Genomic DNA, 23,533 nt, shown 5'->3' with positions numbered 1-23,533 from the left:
TATACTCTAAAGATGGTTCGGCCCATTTTTTAGTGCATATTCTGTTTAACTAATAGTTCAAATGGTTGATGAGTCACAAAACTAGCTGCAAACTGAATTTAAATTTAGGGGCATGGCAGCGTAACTGTAGTTTTTATCGTTATTAATTAAAGATGAGCACTGTCTGTAAAGGTCATAATGATTTGTAGTGGCCTGTTTTTTCCGGGCTTTATTCAGATAAATCGAGAGAAGAGAACACGAGTATGATGCATTATTTAAGATACTTATTGATTGCAGTGATCGCTATTTTTAGCTTGACGGCAAAAGCTGATTACACACTAGGGGCTGGCGATGCTGTCAAGATCACCGTCTATGGGGATGCTGATCTTACCCGTGAAACTCGGGTGGCTGAAGATGGGCAGATTACACTACCATTGATTGGGGAGGTCGCCGTTGGTGGGCTGACAACCATTCAAGCCGAAAGGAAAATTGCAGAACAACTCAAGCGTGGCGGTTTTATCGCCAACCCACAAGTCTCTGTCCTGATTCTTGAGTTCATGAGTAAAAGCGTTTCTGTCCTGGGTGGCGTTCTCAAGCCGGGCAGATACCCTGTTACACGTCCCACAGATGTGAAAGATATCCTGGCTGAAGCTGGCGGGCTTACTTCGGAGGCGTCAGAAATTATCACTGTTGTCCGCGGTGACAAGCGTAGTGAATACAACTTGAATGAGGTGATGGAGCGTAAAAATCTCAACGCTCAAGATATCAACCTTGTTGGAGGTGAAACCATTTATATCAGTGTGAGGGATATCACGGTTGCAGGGCAGATTCTTCGTCCTGGAAAGTATGGTATACAAGGCGGTACACGCAAAATTAGCGATTTTATTGCTCTAGCAGGGGGCGCGAATGAAAATGCAGCTGAAACATTTTTCTTCACAACTTCTCGTTCCGGTTCAGCAGTGACTGAAGAAATCAATATTGATGAACTTTTCAGAGCGCCTGCGAGCGAGATTAACAAAGACCTCGTGCCCGGCGATGTAATTTATATTCCTAAAGCACCACAAGTGTATATCTACGGTGAAGTGCAACGTCCAGGTATGTATAAAGTTGATAAGAACATGACCATTATGCAAGCGATCGCCAAAGCGGGAGGCTTAACAACGCGTGGCACCCAAAGATCTGTGAAGTTACATCGCAAAAATGCCGAAGGCGCACTCGTCAAACAATCTTCTGACCTTACTACCACATTAAAAGATGAAGATGTCTTGTTCATCGAAGAGAGCTTGCTCTAGATTATTAGGCGTTAATTATGAATTTCTCACAACTTGCAATTATTCTTAAAATTAGACTCTACTTGGTAGTCCTTGTTGCGATTGTTACATTGCTCACCGCTGTCGTCATTAGCATGCTGATGCCAAAGAATTATCTAGCTACGGCTACTGTACTGCTCAATTACAAAGGGGTAGACCCTGTCACAGGTACTTCATTACCAGCGCAATTGCTGCCAGGGTATATGGGCACTCAAGTAGAGATCATCAAGAGTAAAAGTGTTGCTATTGATGTCGTTAAACGCCTCAAGCTGGCAGACATTCCCACGATCCAGCAAGATTTTGCCAAGGCCACCAAAGGTCGAAAAGGGGATGCCGATATTAATAGCTGGCTGGCGGATCGTCTCTCCAGCAAACTTGAGGTCAGCCCATCCAAAGAAAGTAGTGTTATCAGTCTTTTATACAAAGGCGTTGAGCCTACGTTTGCCGCAACGATGGCAAATGCATTTGCTGAGTCTTACATCGCCATGAGTTTAAAGCTCAAGATGGATCCTGCGATCAAAGCATCTGTTTATTTGTCTGAGCAAACAAAAGTCTTGAGGGATAACTTGCAGCAGGCTCAGGAAAGACTTTCAAAGTACCAGCAAGAACATGGGATGACGAGCGTACAAGAAGCGTTGGACGTCGAAACAGGAAAGTTGAGAGATCTGTCATCACAGTACAGTATGATGCAATCCCAGTATAGCGATGCTAACTCAAGAAGAAATGATGCTGCCAAAAATATGAGTGATTCACCAGATGTTGCGCAGAATCCAACGGTGCAAAGCTTGAGAATTAATCTTGTCAATGCCGAGTCAAAACTGGCTGAATTGTCACAGCGGTACAGTAAAAATCATCCTTCCTACATCTCTGCCGAAGCTGAAGTGGCTAAACTCAGAAGTCAGTTACAAACCGAGATTGATCGAGCAGTTACTAGTCTTAGCAATAATGCCAATATCAACTCGCAACGATTCGCTGATGCGAAAGTACAGCTTGAAAAGCAGAAGCAAAGAGTGCTTGAGTTGAATCGTGCGCGCGCAGAGTTGATGATTCTTGAAAAGGAAGTTGAGCTTGCACAAAACGCCATGGAAGCCGTCAATAATCGCTTTAGCCAAACACTTTTGGAAGGTCAATCCAATCAGGCCGATATTGCGATATTGCAAACGGCGACACCTCCTTCCGCACCAAGCAATCCAAGTTTGTTACTGATTATTCCGTTTTCTTTGGTTGTTGGTACGATACTGGGCTGCCTGTTTGCACTCGTGGCTGAATATCTGGATCGTCGCGTTCGTAGCAAGCATGACATTCTCTCGCTGGGTGATATTCCAGTTTACGAGTTTACGATTAAGTCGGCTTAAAACGCACCAGATTTTACTCATCAATTTACATAGCAAAAGTGATTGTGTATGAATATTCAAGCAGACCAAAATAGTCAAACAAAAACAATGTCTTCAAGTATTGGTCATTTATTGCTCGATATGGGCAAAATTACTGATAAAGATGCAGAGCGGATCCTCAAATTCCAAAAAGAAAAGTCTATGCGTTTTGGTGAGGCTGCAATGGCGCTCGGTTTTATAACCATGGAGGATATCAATCAGGCGCTGTCCTATCAATTCGACTATCCCTATCTATCACCTGACAATGCCAGCTTTAGCCGAACCTTGATTGCAGCCTTTGATCCTTTTTCCAAACAGGTAGAATCCTTACGATCACTCCGTACACAGCTTACATTGCGTTGGCTGGAGCGAGGATTCAAATCGATTGCAATTTCATCTGCCAAAGAGCCAGATGGCGCAAGTCATCTGGCTGCAAATCTGGCGATTGTCTTTTCGCAGTTAGGTGAACGTACCCTGTTAATTGATGCGAACCTGAGAGCCCCCCAACAACAGAAGTTATTTAACTTGAATACCGCGCACGGATTGTCGGATATTTTGGTTGGCCGCGCATCCCTGGACACTCTAGTCAAAATCCCGTCTTTACTTAATCTGAGTGTGTTGACTTCCGGTGCAATTCCACCCAACCCGCAAGAATTACTCAATAAAGAAACGCTGGATGAACTGCTCGCCACTGTCAGCAAACAATTTGATGTAGTGATCATTGATACCTCCCCAATTCTTGAGTCATCCGATGCGCAGATCGTGGCTAAAAAAGTGGGCGGGGTGCTTATTTCAACACAACTTCACAAAACCGTTTTTAATGATACACAAGCGGCTGTTGAAGCATGTCGTGCGCTGGGGATTGAAGTGCAAGTCGCATTAAATGCGGGCTAACATGACAAGCGCTCCGATATTTGATGACGTAGCACAAAAGCACAAGCTTCTGGCTTATGGCGCTCTGCTTTTTGCTGTCCTGATTCTGTTTGCACCCGTATTTTATGACTTATTCGTCACCGTCTGGAGTAGTGATACCCAATCACATGGGCCTATCGTTCTTGGCATCGGGATATGGTTTTTTTATTTTAAAACCCGTCAAATACTGTCGTCACCAAACCTGCGTTTTTCGCCGGCTCCGATGCTGGGCTGGCTATTTGTTTTAGTGGGGAGCTGCATCTACATCGTAGGGTACTCACAAAGTGTTTATATCTTTTCAATTCTTTCACTCGTGTTCATATTATGTGGTTTGATTTGCATGATATTTGGATTGCAAATTGCCTATAAATATTGGTTTGCACTGTTTTTCTTTATTTTCCTGATGCCATGGCCAGCGTCGGTCATTGATACCATCACCCAGCCGATGAAAATTGCCGTGTCTTATGCAGCTGATTATTTACTATACGCCTTGGACTATCCGATTGCCCGTTCAGGCGTCATTTTACAAATCGGTCAATATAAACTGCTGGTTGCAGATGCCTGTGCTGGGCTTAACTCGCTGTTCACCCTGGAAGCAATTGGTTTGCTTTACATCAATGTGATTAATCATCAGGCTTTCTTGCGTAACGTCTTGCTCGCTGTGCTGATTGTACCTATCTCATTCACCTCCAATGTGCTCAGGGTCTGTACCCTTGCCTTAATCACCTACCACATGGGGGATGAGGCGGGACAAGGCTTCTTGCATAACTTCTCTGGCATGGTGCTTTTTTTAACAGCGTTGATTCTGATTATTGCTGTCGATGCCCTGATCCAGCGCATTGCCGAGAAATTTAAAATCAATCGCCTATTAAGCACAGACTAGTCTTAATCATGAAAGATCTGTTACTCAAGTTGCCAGCATTAAAGCTCTCCACAGCGCTTAAAGTTCTATTGCTGAGCGCTGCGTTTTTAGTCTTGGCCATTGCACTCAAGCCACACAAACACTACGCCGCGGTTGCCAGTGATTTTGAACACAATATCCCGCATGTGATTGGCGAGTGGACCGAAGTTGAACAGTCTACGCCGCAAGTGAGTATGGTGAGTGATGAACGCAGTTTGATTAATCAACTGTATGACGATACGCTGATGCGAGCCTACGCGGACAAGCAGGGCAACCAAATTATGGTCGCTTTGGCCTATGCTAAAGAACAGCGTCAGGATGTTAAAGTTCACCAGCCTGATATTTGTTATCCTGCACAAGGTTATCAAATGTTATCATCTCAGGAGAAACGGTTTGATGGTCTGTCCAGCCTTGCTCCAGTGGTGGGCAAACAACAACTCTATGTTGGTCAGAATCATAAAGAGGCCGTCAGCTACTGGATTCGTGTCGGGGACAGTACCCTGACCTCAGGATTGCAGATGCGCCTGAAAATCATCAAAGATGGACTGTTAAAAGGTAGATTGGATGATGGCATTCTGGTTAGGGTGTCGAATATAGTTACGGACGAATCCAAAACCGCACAGGCGTATGCGCTGCATGAAAAGTTTCTTCAAGCATTTGTCAAAGAAGTTGAGTCAAAGCACCCCAAGCTGCTAGTCCCATAAAGACCCGCTCAACGCAATAAGATTTTATTTAGATGTTGAGAGTGATGTTATGAAAATTTGTATTGCTGGTACCGGATATGTTGGTTTGTCTTTAGCCACATTATTATCTCAAACACACGAAGTCGTCGCGCTCGACGTGGTTGCGGAAAAAGTTGCATTAATCAATAACCGTCAATCACCGATTTCAGACAAGGAAATCGAATCTTTTTTTGCCAGCAAGTCCCTTAATCTGACGGCAACACTCGACAAACAAGCTGCCTACAAAGGTGCCAAATATGTCATCGTCGCCACACCCACCGATTATGACCCGGAAACCAACTACTTTAATACCAGCTCAGTAGACCAGGTTTTGGCTGATGTTACCGCCATGGCGCCCGAGGCGATCATTATTATCAAATCCACCATCCCCGTGGGTTTTACAAAGCAAGCCAGAGAAAAGCATCAAAACCAAAATATTATTTTCTCCCCAGAGTTTTTGCGCGAAGGCAAAGCACTTTACGATAATCTGTATCCCTCAAGAATTATTGTGGGTGACAGAACCGAGGATGCAGCGGCATTTGCAGAGTTGTTAAAAGCTGCCTGCCTCAAACCAGATGTTCAGGTATTGCTCACTGACAGCACAGAAGCAGAAGCCATTAAGCTTTTCTCTAACACTTACCTCGCGATGCGGGTGGCTTATTTTAATGAGCTGGACAGCTATGCCATTAAATATGGACTCAACACCAAAGAGATCATCGACGGCGTATGTCTCGACCCCCGTATTGGCAACCACTACAACAATCCTTCGTTTGGCTATGGCGGCTATTGCCTGCCCAAAGACACCAAACAACTGCTGGCCAACTATGAGTCTGTCCCGCAAAACCTCATTAATGCCATCGTGCAATCCAACACTACGCGCAAAGACTTTGTAGCAGATACGATTATCAAGCTCCAACCCAAAACGGTGGGCGTGTTCCGTCTCATCATGAAGGCCGGATCGGACAACTTCCGCGCCTCCAGTATTCAAGGCATCATGAAACGCATCAAAGCCAAAGGTATTGAAGTCGTCGTCTTTGAGCCAGAGCTGAAGGAATCACTTTTTTTCAACTCAAAAGTCATCAATGACCTCAACGAGTTTAAGAAAATCTCGGATGTGATTATCAGTAACCGCATGACCAGTGAACTAGGCGACGTCCAAGACAAAGTCTTTACCAGAGACCTGTTTGGTAGCGACTAAGCAGCACTTCTCTAAACGGGTCTGTTAAGGCCCATTATACAAAGCATCACTTCATGAATCAGGTTTCCAGTAATGCCAGATGGCTGGCCATTTCGCAAATTGTGCGACTTGGCGTGCAGCTATTAAGTGTCACCATACTCGCCAGGCTATTAAAGCCCGAGTATTACGGCATTGTTGCGCTTTCATCTTCGGTGATGGCGTTTATCAGCCTGTTTAAAGATTTAGGCATAGGCGCCTCACTGATACAAACCAAGACTCTGACAGACGAGCACAAAAATACGGCCTTTGTCATTTCTTTTGGCATGTCGCTCTTCCTGCTGGCGCTCATCGCCATCACTGCCCCGTTTATTGCAGATTACTACCACGAGCCAGATCTCAAGTGGATATTGATATTGGTTGCCATTGGCTTTCCAATTTCCTCGGTGGGGATCGTTCCTGGCTGTATCATGGAGCGAGAAGGGCGTTTCAAAGAGTTAGCGATTATTGAGGCCGTAACAAACTTCATCACCTTTGCCATTACGCTCACTTTTGCGCTCACAGGCTTTGGCGTTTACAGTCTGGTAATCCCCAGTTTAATTGTGGCGCCTTTATATCTCGCCTGGGTGCTCAAACTAAACGACTGGAGACCCTCGCTCAAAGCCTCTTATCAAAGCGTATCCGCCATGTTTGGTTTTAGTGCAAACCTCACAGGCTTTAACCTGATTAATTTCTTTTCGCGAAATCTCGACGTATTTATCGTTGGTAAATTGTTGGGTACAACAGCACTGGGACTTTACTCCACAAGCATGAAGTTGATGTTAATGCCCTTGCAAACAATCACTTATGTTTCAAACCGAGCATTATTCCCTGTTTTAAGTCAATTACAGCACGATCAAGAGGCATTTAAAAACACTTACTTTAGTGCTTTGTCATATGTGAGCTTAATCACTTTCCCCATGATGTTTGGCTTATGGGCAAGCCGCGAAGCTTTTGTAAACGCTATTTACGGGACAAAATGGCTTGGACTTATAGACCTACTTTACTGGCTTTGCCTGACGGGGGCCTTACAGTCGATTAATAGCACGACAGGGACTGTGTTCATGGCCAAAGGTAAAACGCACACACTGTTCAGACTTGGATTTTATTCCGCTGTACTTCAGGTCGCAGCCTTTTACTTGGGATCGCTCTACGACATTAAGGTGATGTGTAAATACTATTTCATTGCCAATATCTTGATTGTCATCCCCCATTTTTATCTGGTGATCCGTTTGGCAAACTCCAGCTTTAACGAGCTCATAGGCCGGCTCCAGCCAGCCATTGTTGCTACCTCCGTCATGTTGCTGGCTGCTACGTTAGTCAACATATACTCAATTCACCGGCATAGTTTCATTGTAACATTAATGTTGCAAGTGCTTTTTGGCGGGGCTACTTATCTGGGTATCATCAAGGTTATGTTTCCTGCATCCTGGGAGACACTGCTAGGTAGCTTGAAAATAAAAATGCCAAGGATTCAAAAGACATGAAAAAAACTGTCCTGGTTTATCGCCACAGCCTTCTCCCACCTTCAGAGACTTTCATCAAGTCACAAGTCTCATTAATCAAAGAGTGGGATGCTATTCTGTTTGGGTTAGAGAAAAGTGCTAATTCGCTAGACCTTACAGGGCTAAAACATCACATCTGCCAGCCGCCGCAAAAGCTTTCACTGTTCGCCAAGCTCAAAAGAAAAGTGAATAGTATTTTGAACCGTGATCTTGTGGAGCCATATGTTTTGGAGCAAGCAAGCGCATTAAACCCCAGTCTTATTCACGCCCATTTTGCTGTCGATGCGCTCGAAGCTTACAAGCTTGCAAAGGCGCTCAAAATAAAACTGGTCGTCACGTTGCATGGCTACGATGTCTCCGTTTATCCAGAGGTTTGGGCTTCTGGGCAAATGGGCGAGGGCATGCGGGATTATCCCGCCAGACTTTCACAAATGGCCAATGACCCAGATGTATCCTTTATTGCCGTATCAAACGCCCTCAAAAATATTGCCACTGCGCAATTTGATATCCCGGCAGATAAGGTCAAAGTGATTTATTTAGGCATCAATCCTGATGACTTTCCACCTTCACCGATCCCGATTGCTCAACGTCCGCTCAAGGTGCTCTTTGTAGGCCGCATGGTCGAGAAAAAAGCGCCTGATGTGCTTATAAAAGCTTTTGCACAGGTGCAGAAGCAGATACCAGACGCACAACTCGTAATGATAGGTGATGGACCTATGTTGCAAGACATGCAGCAGCTTGCCAGCACTCTAAAAATCAACGTTGACTTTAAAGGTGTTCAACCCTCGTCTGTTGTTAAGTCTGAGCTTGAAACAAGCCGCATATTTTGCCTACCTAGCATACGTGCAAAAAATGGTGATTCCGAAGGCCTACCAATCGTGTTACTCGAGGCACAAGCCATGGGAGTACCCGTAGTGACATCAGCATCCGGCGCTGCTGGCGAGGGGGTTAACGATGGTATTACTGGTTTTGTTTTCGATGAGGGCGATGTTAATAGATTGATCGTTCTTTTAACCGAGCTCTTAAATGATGAGAGTGATTTAATCAAACTTAGTCAAATGGGACCTAGCTTTATCAAAAGTAATCATGATTCAGTTCTGCAGGCTATTAAACTTAATTCCGTTTATGAAGATTAATTAACGGAAGATAGTCATACAATTTATTTTCACAAGTTTATATGCTTTCGTAGTTGGTTTTTATGAATAGGATATTTGTTTTATAAAATTATGAATAAGGTACTTGGATTTGATGGTATTAGAGGACTGGCTGTCATTGCAGTAGTTTTAACACATTTGCATTTTTATAACATTCTGGAGGGGATTCATTTAATGAATCCTGCTATCAAGTCTTTGGTGAGTGGTACCGCTGGTGTTCAAGCATTTTTCATTTTATCCGGCTTTCTGATTACGATGCTCTTGATTAAAGAGCATAGAAAAACAGGGGCGATTTCAATTAAAGATTTTTTTATTAGAAGAGCACTAAGAATATTTCCTCTTTATATTTTATTTTTGGTGATTAGTACAATCCTATTCGCAATTGATCAAAAGGTAACTAATTTAAAATCTCTTATCTTTTCTTATTTATACATTTACAACTTTATACCTAAAGAGTCTTATACCCCGTTCCTTGGTCATACATGGTCATTGGCAGTAGAGGAGCATTTTTATTTGCTATGGCCTTTTGTATTTATCTTATTAGTTTCATGGAAGTTAGGCTCACGATTAATTGTGTTATTTCTTGCAGTTTTAGCCGCACAGGTTTTATATTTCCTACTCCTTAAATCACACTATTCAGATTTATATTTTATTGAGCGTTGGAGCTTTGTAGGCGGGTACAATATTCTTCTTGGGTGTTTGATTTCTATTTTGGTACACAGTAAAGAGGCTGGTGAAAAGGTGATTAGCCTTTTAAACAGACGTTTGCTTTTTATTGGTCTATTAATTTATCTTTCATCATCATTATTATTTACTGACTTTCCTAGTTCTAAATTAGTAATTGCGTCGCTCCTAAGAGCTATGGGTCTTTGTATATTTGTCCTGTATGTTTATGCAAATCAAAAAAGTAGAATAGTGAAATTGTTGGAAAATAAATCTTTGCGCTACCTAGGTTTAATTTCATACGGAATCTATATGTATCAGGGCTTGTTCTTGGCTACAGGCCCAGAGCGTACTCCAGGTGTTTTTTGGCCACCAAGTCAGAGTGTTGGGATCTTTTGTGTACTTTTGATTGCACCCCTCTCTTATCATTTTTTTGAGAAACCATTTATAAGTCTCAAAAGCAAATTCGCCAGAACATAACCGCTTCAGAATGGAAAACTATTGCTAGTCTCTATCTATATTCCTACAAGAAACCGCCTGGATATGTTGCAGGCGGCAATCGAGTCTGTGCTCAATCAAACGCACCGCGAGGTTGAGGTGATTGTGGTTGATGATGCTTCTACCGATGGCACCAAATCTTATTTAACGGAGCTTGCTACCAAAGATACGCGGGTTAAGTTTTTATCCAACAGCCAAAGTAAAGGCGCTTGCGTTGCGAGAAATATGGCTATCAAGCAGGCACAAGGGGAGTTTGTGACTGGCCTGGATGATGATGATGAGTTTGAGCCTTATCATTTGGCCGCGCTATTGGATTATTGGCAGCTTTTAAAAAAGTCAGCGGTTGAGTTTTCGGCCTTGTTCGTCAATTATAAGTACCGCAACGATGGTCAGTTTAGCTATTCCAAAAAAGTCTCTTCGGTTGATTTTATGGATCTGCATACAGCTAACCATGTCGGTAATCAGTTATTTTCTACCCGTGAAAATTATCTGAAGGCAGGGTTGTTTGATGAAACGATGCCGGCCTGGCAGGATTTGGAGTTTTTCTATCGCTTTTTAAAAGTGAATGGTACCGCCCGGTTGCTGGATGTGAATTCTTATGTATTTGATATCACCCCAAGGGGTGACCGGATTTCACGTTTGAACAAATCGCGCATTCTCAATTCATTTGTAAAGTTTGCCGCCAAGCATGATCTTTTAACTAATCATTTAGTATGCTGTGAGTTGGCGGGACAGGTTTACTCTGACTATTATGGGTTTAAATTTGAACCAGCAGATGTGGGCTATTTTTTAAAGGCAGGTTTTCTGCCAAAAACGGTATTTAAGATATTTAGGGACTGTAGAAATAAAAAAGCAGTTAAGTATTACTGATTGCACGGTGAACATATGAAAATTGCTTATTTGATTTTGGCACACAATAATCCTGCACACCTGGGGCGATTGATTGAAGGGCTAAAAACGAGCGACACTGACTTTTTTGTACATATTGATAAAAAGTCTAACCTGGATGAGTTTATCCACTTAGCTGGCCCACAGGTTTTTTTTAGTACCCAAAGGGTGCCGGTTTATTGGGGGACATTTTCACAGGTAGAGGCAACGCTTGCGTTAATGCAGCAGGCATTGGCTGCAGCAAGTGGGTATGATTATCTGGTGTTGTTGAGCGGTGCTGATTATCCCATTCAGTCTACGGCGTATATTCAGGACTTTTTTAGCGCTAATGCGGGTAAGCAGTTTATCAGTACATTAAAAATGCCTAATTTGGCGGCAGGTAAGTCGCTGGCGCTGTTAGAGGATTACAATATTGAAGGGAAATATAAAAAAATAAAAAGTCGGCTTTACCGACTGCTGAAAAAACTTGGTTTTGCCGGGTTTAAGCGTAACTATCAAGCGGCTTTAGGTGGGTTGACCCCTTATGCTGGCGCTCAATGGTGGGCTTTAACGCGTGATGCTTGCGAATATATTTTCGATTTTATTAAAAATCACCCTGAATTTGTCCGTTTATATCAAAAAGTGGTGGTTCCAGATGAAATGTTTTTTCAGACAATCATTGGTAACTCTCCTTATGCTGATTCTTTGGCCCGGAGTTTGACTTATAGTGATTGGCAACCGGGTAAGTCTAGCCCGGAAAACATGACGGTAGATCATGTAGAAAAACTTAAAAAAAATAGACAATACTTTATGCAATGTTCAAATTACGGGAAAGGTGAGGTTTTGTTTGCGCGAAAGTTAACAGGGGATACGTCCGCGATTGTGAGTTTAATCAAGAGGTATATTTATGGCTAAATATACAGCATTGATTAGAACCTATAATAGTTTGCCGCTGCTCAATGAGGTGATTGCGGCTTTAAACAAACAAACAGTTCCGCCGACTGATTATGTACTGGTAGATTCTTCCAATGATCCCAAACAAAAAGCAGAAATTAAAAAGCTGGGATTCAAGGTGGTGGATTACCCGGATGAGGCTTTTAATTATTCAAAGGCGATCAATATCGGAGTTGATAATGTAGAGACGGATTTGGTGCTGATTATCAGCTCCCATGTCATTCTTGAAGACCCGACCTTGATTGAGCGTGGGCTGGCGTTACATAGTTTTGACCACAAAGCCTATCTTGGTTTTTGTTTAACCCCAGGTCATATGGCGTCGCAACAATGGATTCCAGACTATGTGGATAAGAAGAACTTTGGGATGCGTTTTGCAGCATCCAACTCATGCACCTTGCTGGCAACGCACTTTATTAAAGTGCGTCCTTTCCGGGAAGATGTATTTTCAGCCGAAGACCAGGAATGGGCAGCTTATTATTTAAGAACGCAGGATGCCTATTTTTATCGTGTGATCTCTTATGACGTGAAATACCTGAACAGTTATGTCAACGATCAAAAAATAGTCAACGAATTCGTAGCGTTGGCTTATTTTACACATCCAAAACTGTTGGGATGGCATTATATTCTGTACAGGATAATGCGCGCAGGCTTTGCTAAGTTGAGGCGGCATCCGATGCGGGCTAAATTGCACATGGCCATTGCAAGAGAGTTGTATGCAGCCAGATACCAAAAACCGGTGAAAAAGTCGAAATATTTTTAAGACATATTTAACGCATTAATCATGGCTACTTTTGATATTTTATTGCCGGTGAAAAACGGCGCTGATTACCTTGCAGAGGCGATTCAAAGCCTGATTGATCAGACTTACAAGGATTGGCGTTTGCTGGTACTTGATCATGGCTCGACAGATGGTAGCCTTGAAATGGCACAAGACTTTGCGAAGCTAGATGCGCGTATTGAGGTACATCAGTTCTTGGACGCGGTTGGATTGTCTGGCTTGCTCAACAAAGGGCTAGAGCTATGCCGTGCTGAATATGTCATGCGCCATGATGCGGATGATGTTGCCATGCCTGACCGTATGCAAAAAACACTGGATGCATTTTTAAGCCATCCTGAGGTTGTCGTGGTCGGGGGGCATGCCATAAAAATTGATGCGGCAGGTAATGAAACAGGGTTTATTCAGGCGCCCACGCTACCTAATCGACTGCAAGCGGCTTTTTTCTTTAAAAATCCGATGATTCATCCTACTGTGACAATGCGCTTTTCGGCGATTGAACAAATGGGGATCCGCTACGGTATTGATTTTGTAAAACTGCTGCCTGAGTCTAAGCGTTTGACTGTCAATGGTCTTGCCGAAGATTATTATTTATTTGGCCAGCTTGGGGTGTTGGGCAAGTGCCTGAATATTGATGAAGTACTGATAAAGTACCGATGGCATGGTGGGAATGTGGGGGCCAAAAAGTTTATGGATCAGATTCAGTTGTCCATCAAAATTTCAAGGTATCTTGCAGAGCTTTTTTGTGCCCGCCATCAATTGCCAAATTTTGACCCTGCACCCTTTTGTACGTATGGGGGCACTGTGTTAAATCTAGAGGATGCAGTCGGTATTAATTTGCTTGACCGCTTTAACCAGATGGAGTCCGCTCTTGAAAAGGGAATAGGAGCCTCTGTAGGTTTACACCGGGAGTTGGCGTTCAGAGCAGTGATGACCACCAGAAACGAGATGGTAATGCTGTTTAAATATGCCTGTTTCCGTTTGAAAAACACTCCCGATCTGGATGAGTGGTATGCCGTGAAGAGCTGGGTTTCAAGAAAAATTAAACAGCGGCAGCTTGTGAGCGTCGCTTTATTAAAGTAATGTCGTTTTGTATGAGTAATTGTCTGCGCTCATCGAAAAATAGAAAAACTAAGGGTTTTCAGTGACCAGTCTGCTAAAACATAAAACCACCATCCTTTTGCTGTTACTAGCAACATTTTCCGCATTCTTTTTCGGATTGGTATCCTTTTTTCTGATCCAGTTTGTAGGCAAATTCTATGTCATCCTGGCAGCGTTACCAGTCGCAATGCTGCTGGGTTTGCTTTTTATCCTGAATCGCAATGTGTTCTTTATTCTGGTCGTGCTCAGCCGAGCATCTTTGGATTCTGTATTTAATGCGATCAAGTTTGGCAGCTTTGGTTTAGGGGCGGTGCTGAATGCGCTGGTTATTATTATCGCGATTCTCATGGTATTTGAGCGCCCCTTAAAACACGATCTCAAGCTTGAGCCGATCAAGCTCTCATGGTTTATTTTGTTAGTTCTCTCATTTGCATCGGTATTTTACGCGCCTGGCTTTGTGCCCAGCCTGAAGATATTTCTCATATTTGTGTCTTATTGCTCCATGTTTACGCTCGGCATGTATGTAATACAAAAGCCTGAGGATCTGAGCAAGTGGATGAAAATTATTATCTTTTCATCAATTATCCCGACCATTTATGGTTTGTTGAGCATGGCGCTGGGCTGGAGAGGCTATTATTTGTCCCTTAACGAGGGCATGCGTTTACAAAGTACCTTCCCACACCCTAATACCTATGCGCCATATCTGGTGATTGTGATTACGATAAGCTTTTATTTGTGGCGCGCCAAACCTTCCATTGTGTCACCTACCTTTAACAAGTTTTTGCCGCTTTATATCATGCTGCTATGTTTTCTATTGCTCATGACTAAAACGCGCTCTACTTGGGGGACTTGTTATCTGTTCTTTTTGCTATACGCCACATTTCACGAAAGAAAGTTCCTGTTACCCGTCTTGCTAGCTCCTTTGTTGGGATTGCTTATTCCTGACGTGAGAGATCGTGTGATGGACCTGGCACAAGGGACTGACTTTGGCTCAAATGGTTATGGCCGCTTGAATTCTTACGCCTGGCGCAAGCAGGTTTGGGGGGACGCTTTGCTATGGATGTCCAAGACCCATTACTTCTTCGGTTATGGCTTATCCAGCTTTATTCATTACTCACCGAATATTGTTCATGCCAATGCTTTTCAATTACAAACCGTGGAAATTAACGCTCACAATGTGTATGTGCAGTTGTTTTTTGAATTAGGCTTTTTTGGCGTGCTCGCTTTTTTGTTTTTGCTATTTGCACATCTCAAAACCCTGTTCTCGGTTTACTATAGAAATAAATTATTGATTTTCATGATGATCATTCTTTTGGTCCAGTTTATATTCATGTCATATTCAGACAATATGCTTGATTATCTGATTTATGAATGGTATTTGTGGTTCACTCTTGGTATCTCACTGAGCAGTGTCAAATTGTCGCAGACTCCCAACCCAAAGATTGCCCTCAAGTAAACATGCTTGAGTGATTGATTGTTTAATCAAGCGAATGAATTACTATTACAACATTGACCTTGGCGACGGGGCTACTTTCATAGGTTTGTCTCGACAAAGTACACCTCTGAATCAGCCCTGAATGCTGAGGGAGCAACCATGCTGGCAATGCTTTAGCTTATGGTTGTCACTCACACAGACCTCTGCTCGAAACAGGGAGTGATGGTTGGGGCGATGACGTTAAAACCCTAGTCTTGCGATGACTTGCACCAATTAATCTATAACAAAAACAGATGAGTTGAACACATGCGAATTGCTTATTTCACCAGTATTTACCCCAGAGCAACGGATACTTTCATACAACGTGAGGTCGCCGGGTTAAGGCGATTGGGGCATGAGGTTGTCACCTTGTCTACCAATAAGCCTGGTAGTGCACACCTGATTAGCACCGATCTTAAGGATATTTTCAGCAGTACGATCTACTTGCTGCCGTTTAATCCATTGTTGTTGGCATGGCTAAATATCAAAGGCCTGTTATTTAATACACGTGGTTACCTGAAAGCTTTGAAGGTTGCCTTTAAAACTGCCAGACCAGGCATTAAAGGATTGATTTACCAAATCTTTTATTTTCAAGAATCACTGCTTTTAGCCAAACAACTCCAGCAGCATGCCGTGCAGCATATACACAACCATTTTGGGGATAGTAGTGGCTCGATTACTATGCTCGCTTCGCTACAGACCGGGATTGATTACAGCATTACTTTTCATGGCCCTCACATCTTTTTTGAGCCGACATTACTGGCCTTGCGTGAAAAAGTGAAATTTGCAAAATTTATTGCTTGTATCAGTCAATATTGCAAGAGTCAGATGATGCTGTTTTCGGATGCTGAAGATTGGCATAAATTGCATATTGTTCATTGTGGCATAGACATGAATAACTACACGATCTGTCCGCGGCAAGGAGTCTCAACAGCTGATGAGCCTTTGAAATTGTTATATGTCGGCAGACTTGCTGCAGAAAAAGGCGTCCCCGTTTTACTGCGCAGTTTAATTGCATTGAAAAATGAAGGATATGCCTTTCACTTGACGTTGTTAGGTGATGGACCTGAACGCGTGGCACTGGAGGCTGAGGTGAAAGAGCACGGACTTGGCCAAATGGTCCATTTTGGTGGATTTGCCAGTCAGGAAACTGTTAAGCGTACATTGCAAGCCAGTGATGTATTTGTGTTGCCAAGTTTTGCAGAAGGAGTCCCCGTATCATTAATGGAGGCCATGGCATGTGGTGTTCCTGTGATAGGTACTAATGTTGGTGGTGTTACAGAGTTAATTGAGCATGGTGTTTCAGGCCTGGTTGTTGCCCCCTCAGATGAGGTTGCGTTAAAGAATGCTATCTCCAAGTATTTAGACAATCCAGCATTGCGTGACAGTGTAACGCAGGCAGCAAGGCAAGTGGTGGAGAAGAGCTTTAACTTGGAGAGTGAAATCAACAAGCTCGATCAATACATTAGTGAATACCAGAAAGCCTGACATGATCGGATACTTAAGCGACACGGATAAATCGGTTCTCGAGAGCTTTCCTATATGTATTATTGGTGCGGGGGCAGCGGGGATCAGCTTGGCTATTAGCCTTTCGAGGCAAGGTAAACGGGTATTGATGATTGAAGGGGGGGGCTGGAATGAAACGCCGGAATCTCTGGATGCTTACATTGGTCAAGCTTCTAAACCACATCCTCAAACCACCGAATTTAGGTATCAACGTTTTGGGGGGACTACCCACTTATGGGGTGGGCGATGTGTGCCGCTGGATTCACATGACTTTGCACACCGCGCTCATGTTCCTGACAGTGGCTGGCCCGATGGCGCGATAGATATTTCAAATTATTACGCCCAAGCCTTGGATTATTGTGATGCTGGCAAAAATAATTTTACCATCTCAGCTTTTGGCTCAAATGCAAAGCCAATTTTTAGTGAAGCACCCAAATTAGTCCCAGAGCTCAATGAGTATATTGAGCGGTATAGCTTGCCCACAGATTTCGGCAAAAAATATCGTGAGGAACTGACGAACTCTAACAATGTTTTCGTGTTGTTAGGGACAAGATGCACCAGCCTGAATTGCCGTATAGAAGATCCAGGAACGGTGAGTAGTATTACGATACACGATGGTCTGCAACCTTTAGATATTCGCGTAAATTGTCTGATATTAGCAGGAGGAGGGATAGAAACAACGCGCTTGTTGCTGGTGAGCCGTAAGAAAAATCCTGCTTGGAGCTATCTTGATGCGAGTTTGGGCAAATACTACGCCTGTCATTACGACCTGATTTTTGGGGCATTACGTATTCATAATGAAAAACCTGTATTTGACTTTCAGAAAACGCTGGAGGGCGTCTATGCCAGACGGAAATTACAATTTTCCGCGCAATTCCAGGCTAAACATGGTTTATTAAACTCGGCCTTCAGATTACATTTTCCAGCCTATGCTGATCCTTCGCACGGTAGTGGCGTGATGTCGACCATTTATCTCGCCAAATCAATTTTAAAGCCGGAATATCAAGCTATACTGAATCACGGAATGAACCAACCCACTCACAAAGGTCAACATATCAAGCACTTGATGAATGTCATCCTGGATATCCGATCGGTGATCAAGTTTGCATTTGATTGGTTGTTTAAAATAAAACTGGCCAAACGCAAAATTCCTTATACCTTAGTGGCAAACCGCAACGGTACTTACCCGATTGAATTTAACAGCGAGCAAGTGCCTGACGTCAATAACCGTATTGAGCTGCTAGAAGAGGTGGACCGTTTTGGTATGCAGAGGGTAGCCGTGCACTGGAAATTAACTGATCTTGATATTGCATCTGGCGTTAAATCCTTTCAATTGCTGAAGACGCAGCTAGAGAAAACAAATACTTGCCACCTTGAGTTCGATTTAAAGGCGCTTGAACGTAGTGTTTGCAATGCCTTGCCTGTAGGCGGGCATCATATGGGCTCGACCCGAATGGGCAATGATCCATCCACCAGTGTCGTTGATGTGAATTGCAAAGTACATGGTATCAACAACTTGTATATTGCCAGTGCGTCTGTTTTTACAACCAATAGCCATGCCAATCCGACACTTACCATCGTGGCGCTGGCGTTGCGTTTAGCAAATTATCTTTCATCAGAGGATTACAATGCTTCCACAAATATTCATGCGTCTAACTAGCAAACCACACATCAAGCTCGCTCATGTTATGTTAGTGGCAAGCTTTGCGATGAGTGCTCAGTTCAACAAGTCGCTTGCAGACCAATTTAGCACTTTTGAAAAACCATTTAGCGTCAATTCACTTTGGAATAGTAGACCAGTGAATCCTGTATTCAGTGACTTTGTTATCCCCACTTCTGATTATTATCCATCAATCCATAACGGACAGTACTCGACAGGCTGCTTCTTGGCAACAGAGTCTGACCCGCCAATGAAAGTGAAAGGGACAAAAGGGCAAAATGGTGTGTTTGATGCAGATGCCGAAACAATGGATCCTGAAATTACGCTGCCACATTGGCCTGCCGACCTGACGCCAGCCAGTGGCGGTGATGGGCATGCAGATATTTTTGATATGCCGAATGGTATTATCCATTCCTTTTGGCAACTCAAGAAAGTGGATGGAGAGTGGCGTGCGACTCATCATGGCTGGATGCCCATGCAGGGTACAGGTTGGGCGGATGCAGCACATTATCACCAAGGGGCGCGTGCAACTGGGGTTCCTGCCTGTGCTGGCATTATTCGCAAACATGAAATTGAGGATGGTCAACCTTATTATCATCATGCGTTGGCCATGTCATTGACACATAACGCATTATCAGCAAAACCACCTTATGTTTTTCCTGCCACCATTTCAGACCGGGTGGTCGATAGAAATGTTGGCCCTATTTCTGAGGGGTCGCTAATCATGTTGCTGCCAGATTTTGACATCAATACGATTAAAACCCCTGAAATCAAAAAGATTGCCAAGACATTACAGATTTATGGTGCTTATGTTGTGGATGAAAACGATGGTACGCCTTATGTGATTTACGTAGAGCGTGGCGGGAATCTCGATGTGCACAAGCGCTTTTGGAATAACACGGCTGCCGAGGAGCTGCAAACTTTACGCAAGAACTTGCGCAAAGTCGTGCAAACTTCAGGCTATCTTGATGCCGACGGCAAGTTGTTTAAACCAAACCAGAATGTCAATGTGTTGTCTTTAAGGGGGCCATGGTATTTGGAATCTGGCCCTACATTAGGCAAGTATGACACTTATAAACAGGCGGTCATTTTCGCGGATGGAAGCCGTAAAACAACACAAACCAATGAGTCTGGCCGCTCTATGCATACGGTGCTTTGGGCAAGACCAAAGAAGGGTGACCAGTACAAACTCACTGTTAAAGCCACTGGGGGGGCGCAGTTAAATTTAAAAGTACTGGATGCCCCCACACGGAAACAGGTGTACGAAACCGGCATGCTGTCAGACGGGCAGTCTTTGAGCATCACTTGGCCCATTGATAACTTTGTCCCCAAGGTTGTACTGACTAGTGGGACCAGTCCGAACTCTTCTGTTTCGGCTACGATGACAAAAGAAGAGCGGCCGTAGCCGCTGTAAAGAGAGAGCGAAGATGGAAAATATTTTGTTGGCGGTATACGGGATTGCGCTTATTTTGTTTGCGATCCCGGTGTTGGTGTTTTGTCTTCAGATTCTTTTTGCGATATTGCCTGGGTTCAAACCCAGACAATTTGCTGCAAGCCAGTCCAAAATTGCGATATTGATTCCGGCACATAATGAGGCCAAAGGTATTCAGGATACCTTGCGCTCAATCCAGGCTCAAGCAACGCCAACCACCAGAATCGTGGTAATCGCAGATAATTGCTCTGATAATACGGCTGAATTAGCTCGTGAAATGGGGGTAGAGGCAATAGAGCGTCAAAATAAAGAGTTTCGTGGTAAGGGCTATGCTTTAGACTTTGGCATTCAATTTCTCAAGCAAGATCCGCCTGAGATTTTGCAGATATTTGATGCCGATTGTCAGATTTCTACCGGCACGATTACAGCACTAGCAGAGTCTGTGCGTATCAATCATCGTGCGATGCAAGGGTTATATCTGATTCAGTCCGGTCAGGAGGCAAAAGTTTCTACACGATTGTCCGAGTTTGCTTATGTCGTAAAAAGCTGGACGCGTCCTTTGGGCTATTACCGTCTGGGTATGCCCATGCCATTGATGGGGTCCGGGATGGCTTTTCCATGGGTACAAATTTCGACCGCTAATCTTGCACATGGCAGCATTGTTGAGGATATGAAGCTTGGTATCGACTTGGCTAACCAGCGGCTGGCACCAAAATTCTGCCCAGAGGCATTTATCAGTAGTCTTTTTCCTGAACACAGTGAGGGTGAGGCTTCTCAGCGTAAACGTTGGGAGCATGGTCATCTGGGCATGATCGTTGAGGAGGGGCTTCCCTTGTTATGGAGCGGCATACGGACACTTGATCTGGAAATGATCGCTATGGCGCTAGATTTGTGTGTGCCACCACTGGCACTTTTATTTTTACTGGTATTGATGTTTGCGTTTATTTCTGCATTGGCAACTGTGTTGACAGGGCAAATCATGCCTTGGGGCTTGGGCGTCGGCTTATTGGTTCTTTTCAGTAGTTTTGTGTTTATTGCCTGGTTAAAACATGGGCGCAACATCCTGTCCATGACTGCATTGCTCACGTTTGCACCTGTGTATGCTTTTCGTAAAATCAAACTTTATCTGGGATTTTTTATCAACAGACAGGTCGACTGGGTGAAGTCCAGAAAAGATTAAGTCAGCGATCAATTGCCTCGAAAGTTACCGGTATGAGTTCAGTAGTCACCCCTAAAAATAAAGTAGATGAATTAGAAAGCATTCGAGGCATTGCTGCATTGATTGTCGTGATGTATCACATTCCAAGCTGGAATGGTTTTTTGAATGATATTCCGTTGATCAGAGGCGGTGGTATCATGGTTGACTTGTTTTTCGTTTTGTCTGGCTTTGTGATTTGTTCGGCTTATGGCAATCGTCTTTCCAGTTTTAAAGAGGTATTACAGTTCCAGTTCTTGCGCTTTGGTCGTCTTTATCCAATCCATTTGGTTTTTTTATTGACGGCGCTTGGTATAGAAACCCTTAAGTATGTATTGCAAGTACATTGGGGAATTGAAAGTCATAGTAAACAGCCTTTTGTGCAGAACAATCTGGCCGCTTTTTTTCGGGAACTTTTTCTGGTAAAAGCATTTTGGCCCAATGAAACAGCAATGTCTTTTAATAGTCCTGCCTGGTCTATTAGTGCGGAATTTTATACCTATATTTTCTTTGCACTGATTGTACTTTGGTTTAAAGCGTTCAAAACATTCATTTTTGCCCTGATTGCAATTATCAGTATTTATGTTTTATATGCATTTAATCCAGAAGATTACAATTTCATGTTGCGATGCTTGGCAGGTTTTTTTGTCGGATGCCTCACTGCTTTTGCCGTACAAACAGCCAAAAATAAGCTTTATGCCACGATGGGCTGGCTGATTCCGATCGCAATCATATGGATTGTCATGATTGCGTCCAGTGCACAAGGTTACACTGGAACTGCGTTGTGGATTTATCCTGCAAGCGCGGTATTGATTGGGGCGATTGTGTTGAGCCCGGCCAATGTTTTCAAAAAAATTCTTTCTCATGCCTGGCTGGTGTGGCTGGGAACTCTCTCTTACTCGCTTTATATGGCGCATGGCGCCGTGCTCTGGGGCTATCAACAGGTCATTCGTGTGCTTTTCCATCGGCCTGAGCTAATGATTCATCAGATATCGACACCGCAATTTACTCCGCTTGAGGCTACTGGCTTAGTTTCAGTTTTTCTGGTGATAGTGCTTGCTGTATCGTATCTTGCATATCAATGGATAGAAAAGCCTTTCAGGGAAAAATCAAGGGCAATATTGCGCGCAAGATAACTTCAAGCTGCATCAATTGCAGTGTCTGTACTGCGTCAAAATTAAGGGGGAATGAAGCACTCATCCCCTCCTGCGTAAGGGTACTCTAATATTTAATACGCTGGCTAAGCTTGATGACAGGCTTCTCAATAAACTGGTACATGAGTAAGGCTGCCAATACACATGCCAGTGTAGCCAATCCAGCGACGGTGATATCTGTAACAATACCTGGCGCTAAGAACTTCCTGACAACTCTGGCCACAATTCCCAACAGGTTATTGTGAATCAAGTACAGACTGTAAGAAATTAACCCTAAGGTTTGTATTGGTCTGTAATTTAGCCAGCTGTTCATTTTATTTTTATAAAGAGCAATCTGCATTGCAATGGCAGCTATGCCTGCGGTGAGTGCAAATAAATCATGCTTGAGAACACCGATGACGAGAAGCCAGACAAAAAAGAAAACAGTGTAGTTTCTAAAAAAGGCTACCTCAGGCTTGTTTATTAGCCAGCCTACTAGGGCGCCCGCGCTAAATGCATACCAGTAGTAGATGAACAAAAGATGTTGACTGGCATAAGCTTGCCAATCCGGGGCATATTCAGCAAATGTTAACCAGAGCAGGGCGGGTAAGGTGGCAGCAATCAATACCAAATGGTGTTGGATAGTGAATGATGCGAATCGTGAAGCCAGGTAAATGATGATGCTGAAGACTAGGTAGAATTGAATTTCGTAACATAAGGTCCAATACACGATGTTAATTGGAGGGCGCTGAAAAAAACCTTGTAAATATAATAGGTGGGCAATAATAGTGGTTGTATCAGGAAATTGAGTGTTGGGCTCAACAGTATGAATTTTTACGTATAGCAGGATTAAACTCACTAAGATGCCAAAGTAATAGGGGGGGGAAAGTCTAATGAGTCGCCGTAACATGAAGTTGGTTGATTGTATCGTCCCCATCACCTTATGATTGGTTGTAACCGCCATTACAAAGCCACTCAGCACAAAAAAAACTGGAACGCCAAGGTTCCCATATTCGAAAATGATGGCCGAAAGGCCTTTTCCTATGTACTCGGTCAGCAGTTCAACGTGATTGCCATGAAATAAGTGATAAAAGACGACCCAAAGAGCTGCCAGGCCGCGAAGACCATCAGCAAATGCATAGCGATTTTTGGCAACTGGATTGATCAAACTATGTTGCATGATAGAGGCCTTATTGGGAGAGGTTG

The 23,533-nt window shown here is 43.5% G+C and carries 20 protein-coding genes; 19 read left to right on the top strand and 1 reads right to left on the bottom strand.

Going from position 1 to position 23,533, the window contains the following annotated elements; translation table 11 throughout:
• Positions 1 to 242: 242 nt before the first annotated feature.
• From ACT53C_RS09435 to ACT53C_RS09345, 19 genes are all read left to right on the top strand, one after another.
• Complete coding sequence (locus ACT53C_RS09435) at positions 243 to 1,271, top strand: SLBB domain-containing protein (RefSeq protein WP_476145688.1); 1,029 nt, start codon at positions 243 to 245, stop codon at positions 1,269 to 1,271.
• Between the two features lie 17 nt (positions 1,272 to 1,288).
• Positions 1,289 to 2,644: a chain length determinant protein EpsF gene (gene epsF, locus ACT53C_RS09430; RefSeq protein WP_476145686.1), complete on the top strand. Its 1,356-nt coding sequence runs from the start codon at positions 1,289 to 1,291 to the stop codon at positions 2,642 to 2,644.
• A 48-nt stretch (positions 2,645 to 2,692) separates the two neighbouring features.
• Positions 2,693 to 3,556 (top strand): chain length determinant protein tyrosine kinase EpsG, encoded by an 864-nt coding sequence (epsG, locus tag ACT53C_RS09425; RefSeq protein WP_476145684.1) that lies wholly within the window; start codon positions 2,693 to 2,695, stop codon positions 3,554 to 3,556.
• Position 3,557: 1 nt separating this feature from the next.
• A complete protein-coding gene (gene xrtB, locus ACT53C_RS09420; RefSeq protein WP_476145682.1) occupies positions 3,558 to 4,457 on the top strand; it encodes an exosortase B in 900 nt (299 codons plus the stop codon).
• Between the two features lie 8 nt (positions 4,458 to 4,465).
• Positions 4,466 to 5,179 carry an exosortase C-terminal domain/associated protein EpsI gene (locus tag ACT53C_RS09415; protein ID WP_476145680.1) on the top strand — a complete coding sequence of 238 codons (714 nt, stop codon included), beginning with the start codon at positions 4,466 to 4,468 and terminating at the stop codon, positions 5,177 to 5,179.
• Between the two features lie 49 nt (positions 5,180 to 5,228).
• Positions 5,229 to 6,395 carry a nucleotide sugar dehydrogenase gene (locus tag ACT53C_RS09410; RefSeq protein WP_476145678.1) on the top strand — a complete coding sequence of 389 codons (1,167 nt, stop codon included), beginning with the start codon at positions 5,229 to 5,231 and terminating at the stop codon, positions 6,393 to 6,395.
• A gap of 53 nt (positions 6,396 to 6,448) precedes the next feature.
• Positions 6,449 to 7,897 carry a lipopolysaccharide biosynthesis protein gene (locus ACT53C_RS09405; protein WP_476145677.1) on the top strand — a complete coding sequence of 483 codons (1,449 nt, stop codon included), beginning with the start codon at positions 6,449 to 6,451 and terminating at the stop codon, positions 7,895 to 7,897.
• Complete coding sequence (locus tag ACT53C_RS09400) at positions 7,894 to 9,051, top strand: glycosyltransferase (RefSeq protein ID WP_476145675.1); 1,158 nt, start codon at positions 7,894 to 7,896, stop codon at positions 9,049 to 9,051. Before ACT53C_RS09405 ends, ACT53C_RS09400 begins: the two co-directional genes overlap by 4 nt.
• Before the next feature lie 90 nt (positions 9,052 to 9,141).
• On the top strand, positions 9,142 to 10,212 hold the full coding sequence (locus tag ACT53C_RS09395) for an acyltransferase family protein (protein ID WP_476145673.1): 1,071 nt from the start codon (positions 9,142 to 9,144) through the stop codon (positions 10,210 to 10,212).
• Between the two features lie 21 nt (positions 10,213 to 10,233).
• Positions 10,234 to 11,100 (top strand): glycosyltransferase family 2 protein, encoded by an 867-nt coding sequence (locus tag ACT53C_RS09390; RefSeq protein WP_476145671.1) that lies wholly within the window; start codon positions 10,234 to 10,236, stop codon positions 11,098 to 11,100.
• Positions 11,101 to 11,115: 15 nt separating this feature from the next.
• Positions 11,116 to 12,012 carry a beta-1,6-N-acetylglucosaminyltransferase gene (locus tag ACT53C_RS09385; protein ID WP_476145669.1) on the top strand — a complete coding sequence of 299 codons (897 nt, stop codon included), beginning with the start codon at positions 11,116 to 11,118 and terminating at the stop codon, positions 12,010 to 12,012.
• Positions 12,005 to 12,811, top strand: a complete 807-nt coding sequence (locus tag ACT53C_RS09380) for a glycosyltransferase family 2 protein (protein ID WP_476145667.1) — start codon at positions 12,005 to 12,007, stop codon at positions 12,809 to 12,811. The genes ACT53C_RS09385 and ACT53C_RS09380 overlap by 8 nt, the downstream gene beginning before the upstream one ends.
• A gap of 21 nt (positions 12,812 to 12,832) precedes the next feature.
• On the top strand, positions 12,833 to 13,909 hold the full coding sequence (locus ACT53C_RS09375) for a glycosyltransferase family 2 protein (RefSeq protein ID WP_476145666.1): 1,077 nt from the start codon (positions 12,833 to 12,835) through the stop codon (positions 13,907 to 13,909).
• A gap of 61 nt (positions 13,910 to 13,970) precedes the next feature.
• Complete coding sequence (locus tag ACT53C_RS09370; RefSeq protein ID WP_476145665.1) at positions 13,971 to 15,383, top strand: O-antigen ligase family protein; 1,413 nt, start codon at positions 13,971 to 13,973, stop codon at positions 15,381 to 15,383.
• A 285-nt stretch (positions 15,384 to 15,668) separates the two neighbouring features.
• Complete coding sequence (locus tag ACT53C_RS09365) at positions 15,669 to 16,889, top strand: glycosyltransferase family 4 protein (RefSeq protein ID WP_476145664.1); 1,221 nt, start codon at positions 15,669 to 15,671, stop codon at positions 16,887 to 16,889.
• A gap of 1 nt (position 16,890) precedes the next feature.
• Positions 16,891 to 18,567 carry a GMC oxidoreductase gene (locus ACT53C_RS09360; RefSeq protein WP_476145663.1) on the top strand — a complete coding sequence of 559 codons (1,677 nt, stop codon included), beginning with the start codon at positions 16,891 to 16,893 and terminating at the stop codon, positions 18,565 to 18,567.
• Entirely contained in the window at positions 18,536 to 19,972 is a 1,437-nt protein-coding gene (locus ACT53C_RS09355) for an Atrophin-1 multi-domain protein (RefSeq protein ID WP_476145662.1), read from the top strand. Before ACT53C_RS09360 ends, ACT53C_RS09355 begins: the two co-directional genes overlap by 32 nt.
• A gap of 22 nt (positions 19,973 to 19,994) precedes the next feature.
• Complete coding sequence (locus tag ACT53C_RS09350; RefSeq protein WP_476145661.1) at positions 19,995 to 21,179, top strand: glycosyltransferase family 2 protein; 1,185 nt, start codon at positions 19,995 to 19,997, stop codon at positions 21,177 to 21,179.
• A gap of 32 nt (positions 21,180 to 21,211) precedes the next feature.
• A complete protein-coding gene (locus tag ACT53C_RS09345) occupies positions 21,212 to 22,330 on the top strand; it encodes an acyltransferase family protein (RefSeq protein ID WP_476145660.1) in 1,119 nt (372 codons plus the stop codon).
• Positions 22,331 to 22,415: 85 nt separating this feature from the next.
• Here the strand turns inward: ACT53C_RS09345 and ACT53C_RS09340 are convergent, their stop codons facing one another.
• Positions 22,416 to 23,507 (bottom strand): acyltransferase family protein, encoded by a 1,092-nt coding sequence (locus ACT53C_RS09340; protein WP_476145659.1) that lies wholly within the window; start codon positions 23,505 to 23,507, stop codon positions 22,416 to 22,418.
• Positions 23,508 to 23,533 lie beyond the last annotated feature (26 nt).

The organism is Methylophilus sp. DMC14 (assembly GCF_056314085.1).
Note: the sequence above shows the minus strand (reverse complement) of the source record. Positions and strands in the feature narration are given on the sequence as shown.

Coding starts and splice junctions, on each gene's coding strand:
- ACT53C_RS09360 (WP_476145663.1), top strand. CDS start 16,891: ATGATCGGATACTTAAGCGACACGGATAAATCGGTTCTCGAGAGCTTT.
- ACT53C_RS09435 (WP_476145688.1), top strand. CDS start 243: ATGATGCATTATTTAAGATACTTATTGATTGCAGTGATCGCTATTTTT.
- xrtB (WP_476145682.1), top strand. CDS start 3,558: ATGACAAGCGCTCCGATATTTGATGACGTAGCACAAAAGCACAAGCTT.
- ACT53C_RS09350 (WP_476145661.1), top strand. CDS start 19,995: ATGGAAAATATTTTGTTGGCGGTATACGGGATTGCGCTTATTTTGTTT.
- ACT53C_RS09365 (WP_476145664.1), top strand. CDS start 15,669: ATGCGAATTGCTTATTTCACCAGTATTTACCCCAGAGCAACGGATACT.
- ACT53C_RS09415 (WP_476145680.1), top strand. CDS start 4,466: ATGAAAGATCTGTTACTCAAGTTGCCAGCATTAAAGCTCTCCACAGCG.
- ACT53C_RS09345 (WP_476145660.1), top strand. CDS start 21,212: ATGAGTTCAGTAGTCACCCCTAAAAATAAAGTAGATGAATTAGAAAGC.
- ACT53C_RS09400 (WP_476145675.1), top strand. CDS start 7,894: ATGAAAAAAACTGTCCTGGTTTATCGCCACAGCCTTCTCCCACCTTCA.
- epsG (WP_476145684.1), top strand. CDS start 2,693: ATGAATATTCAAGCAGACCAAAATAGTCAAACAAAAACAATGTCTTCA.
- ACT53C_RS09410 (WP_476145678.1), top strand. CDS start 5,229: ATGAAAATTTGTATTGCTGGTACCGGATATGTTGGTTTGTCTTTAGCC.
- ACT53C_RS09380 (WP_476145667.1), top strand. CDS start 12,005: ATGGCTAAATATACAGCATTGATTAGAACCTATAATAGTTTGCCGCTG.
- ACT53C_RS09375 (WP_476145666.1), top strand. CDS start 12,833: ATGGCTACTTTTGATATTTTATTGCCGGTGAAAAACGGCGCTGATTAC.
- ACT53C_RS09340 (WP_476145659.1), bottom strand. CDS start 23,507: ATGCAACATAGTTTGATCAATCCAGTTGCCAAAAATCGCTATGCATTT.
- ACT53C_RS09405 (WP_476145677.1), top strand. CDS start 6,449: ATGAATCAGGTTTCCAGTAATGCCAGATGGCTGGCCATTTCGCAAATT.
- ACT53C_RS09355 (WP_476145662.1), top strand. CDS start 18,536: ATGCTTCCACAAATATTCATGCGTCTAACTAGCAAACCACACATCAAG.
- ACT53C_RS09395 (WP_476145673.1), top strand. CDS start 9,142: ATGAATAAGGTACTTGGATTTGATGGTATTAGAGGACTGGCTGTCATT.
- epsF (WP_476145686.1), top strand. CDS start 1,289: ATGAATTTCTCACAACTTGCAATTATTCTTAAAATTAGACTCTACTTG.
- ACT53C_RS09385 (WP_476145669.1), top strand. CDS start 11,116: ATGAAAATTGCTTATTTGATTTTGGCACACAATAATCCTGCACACCTG.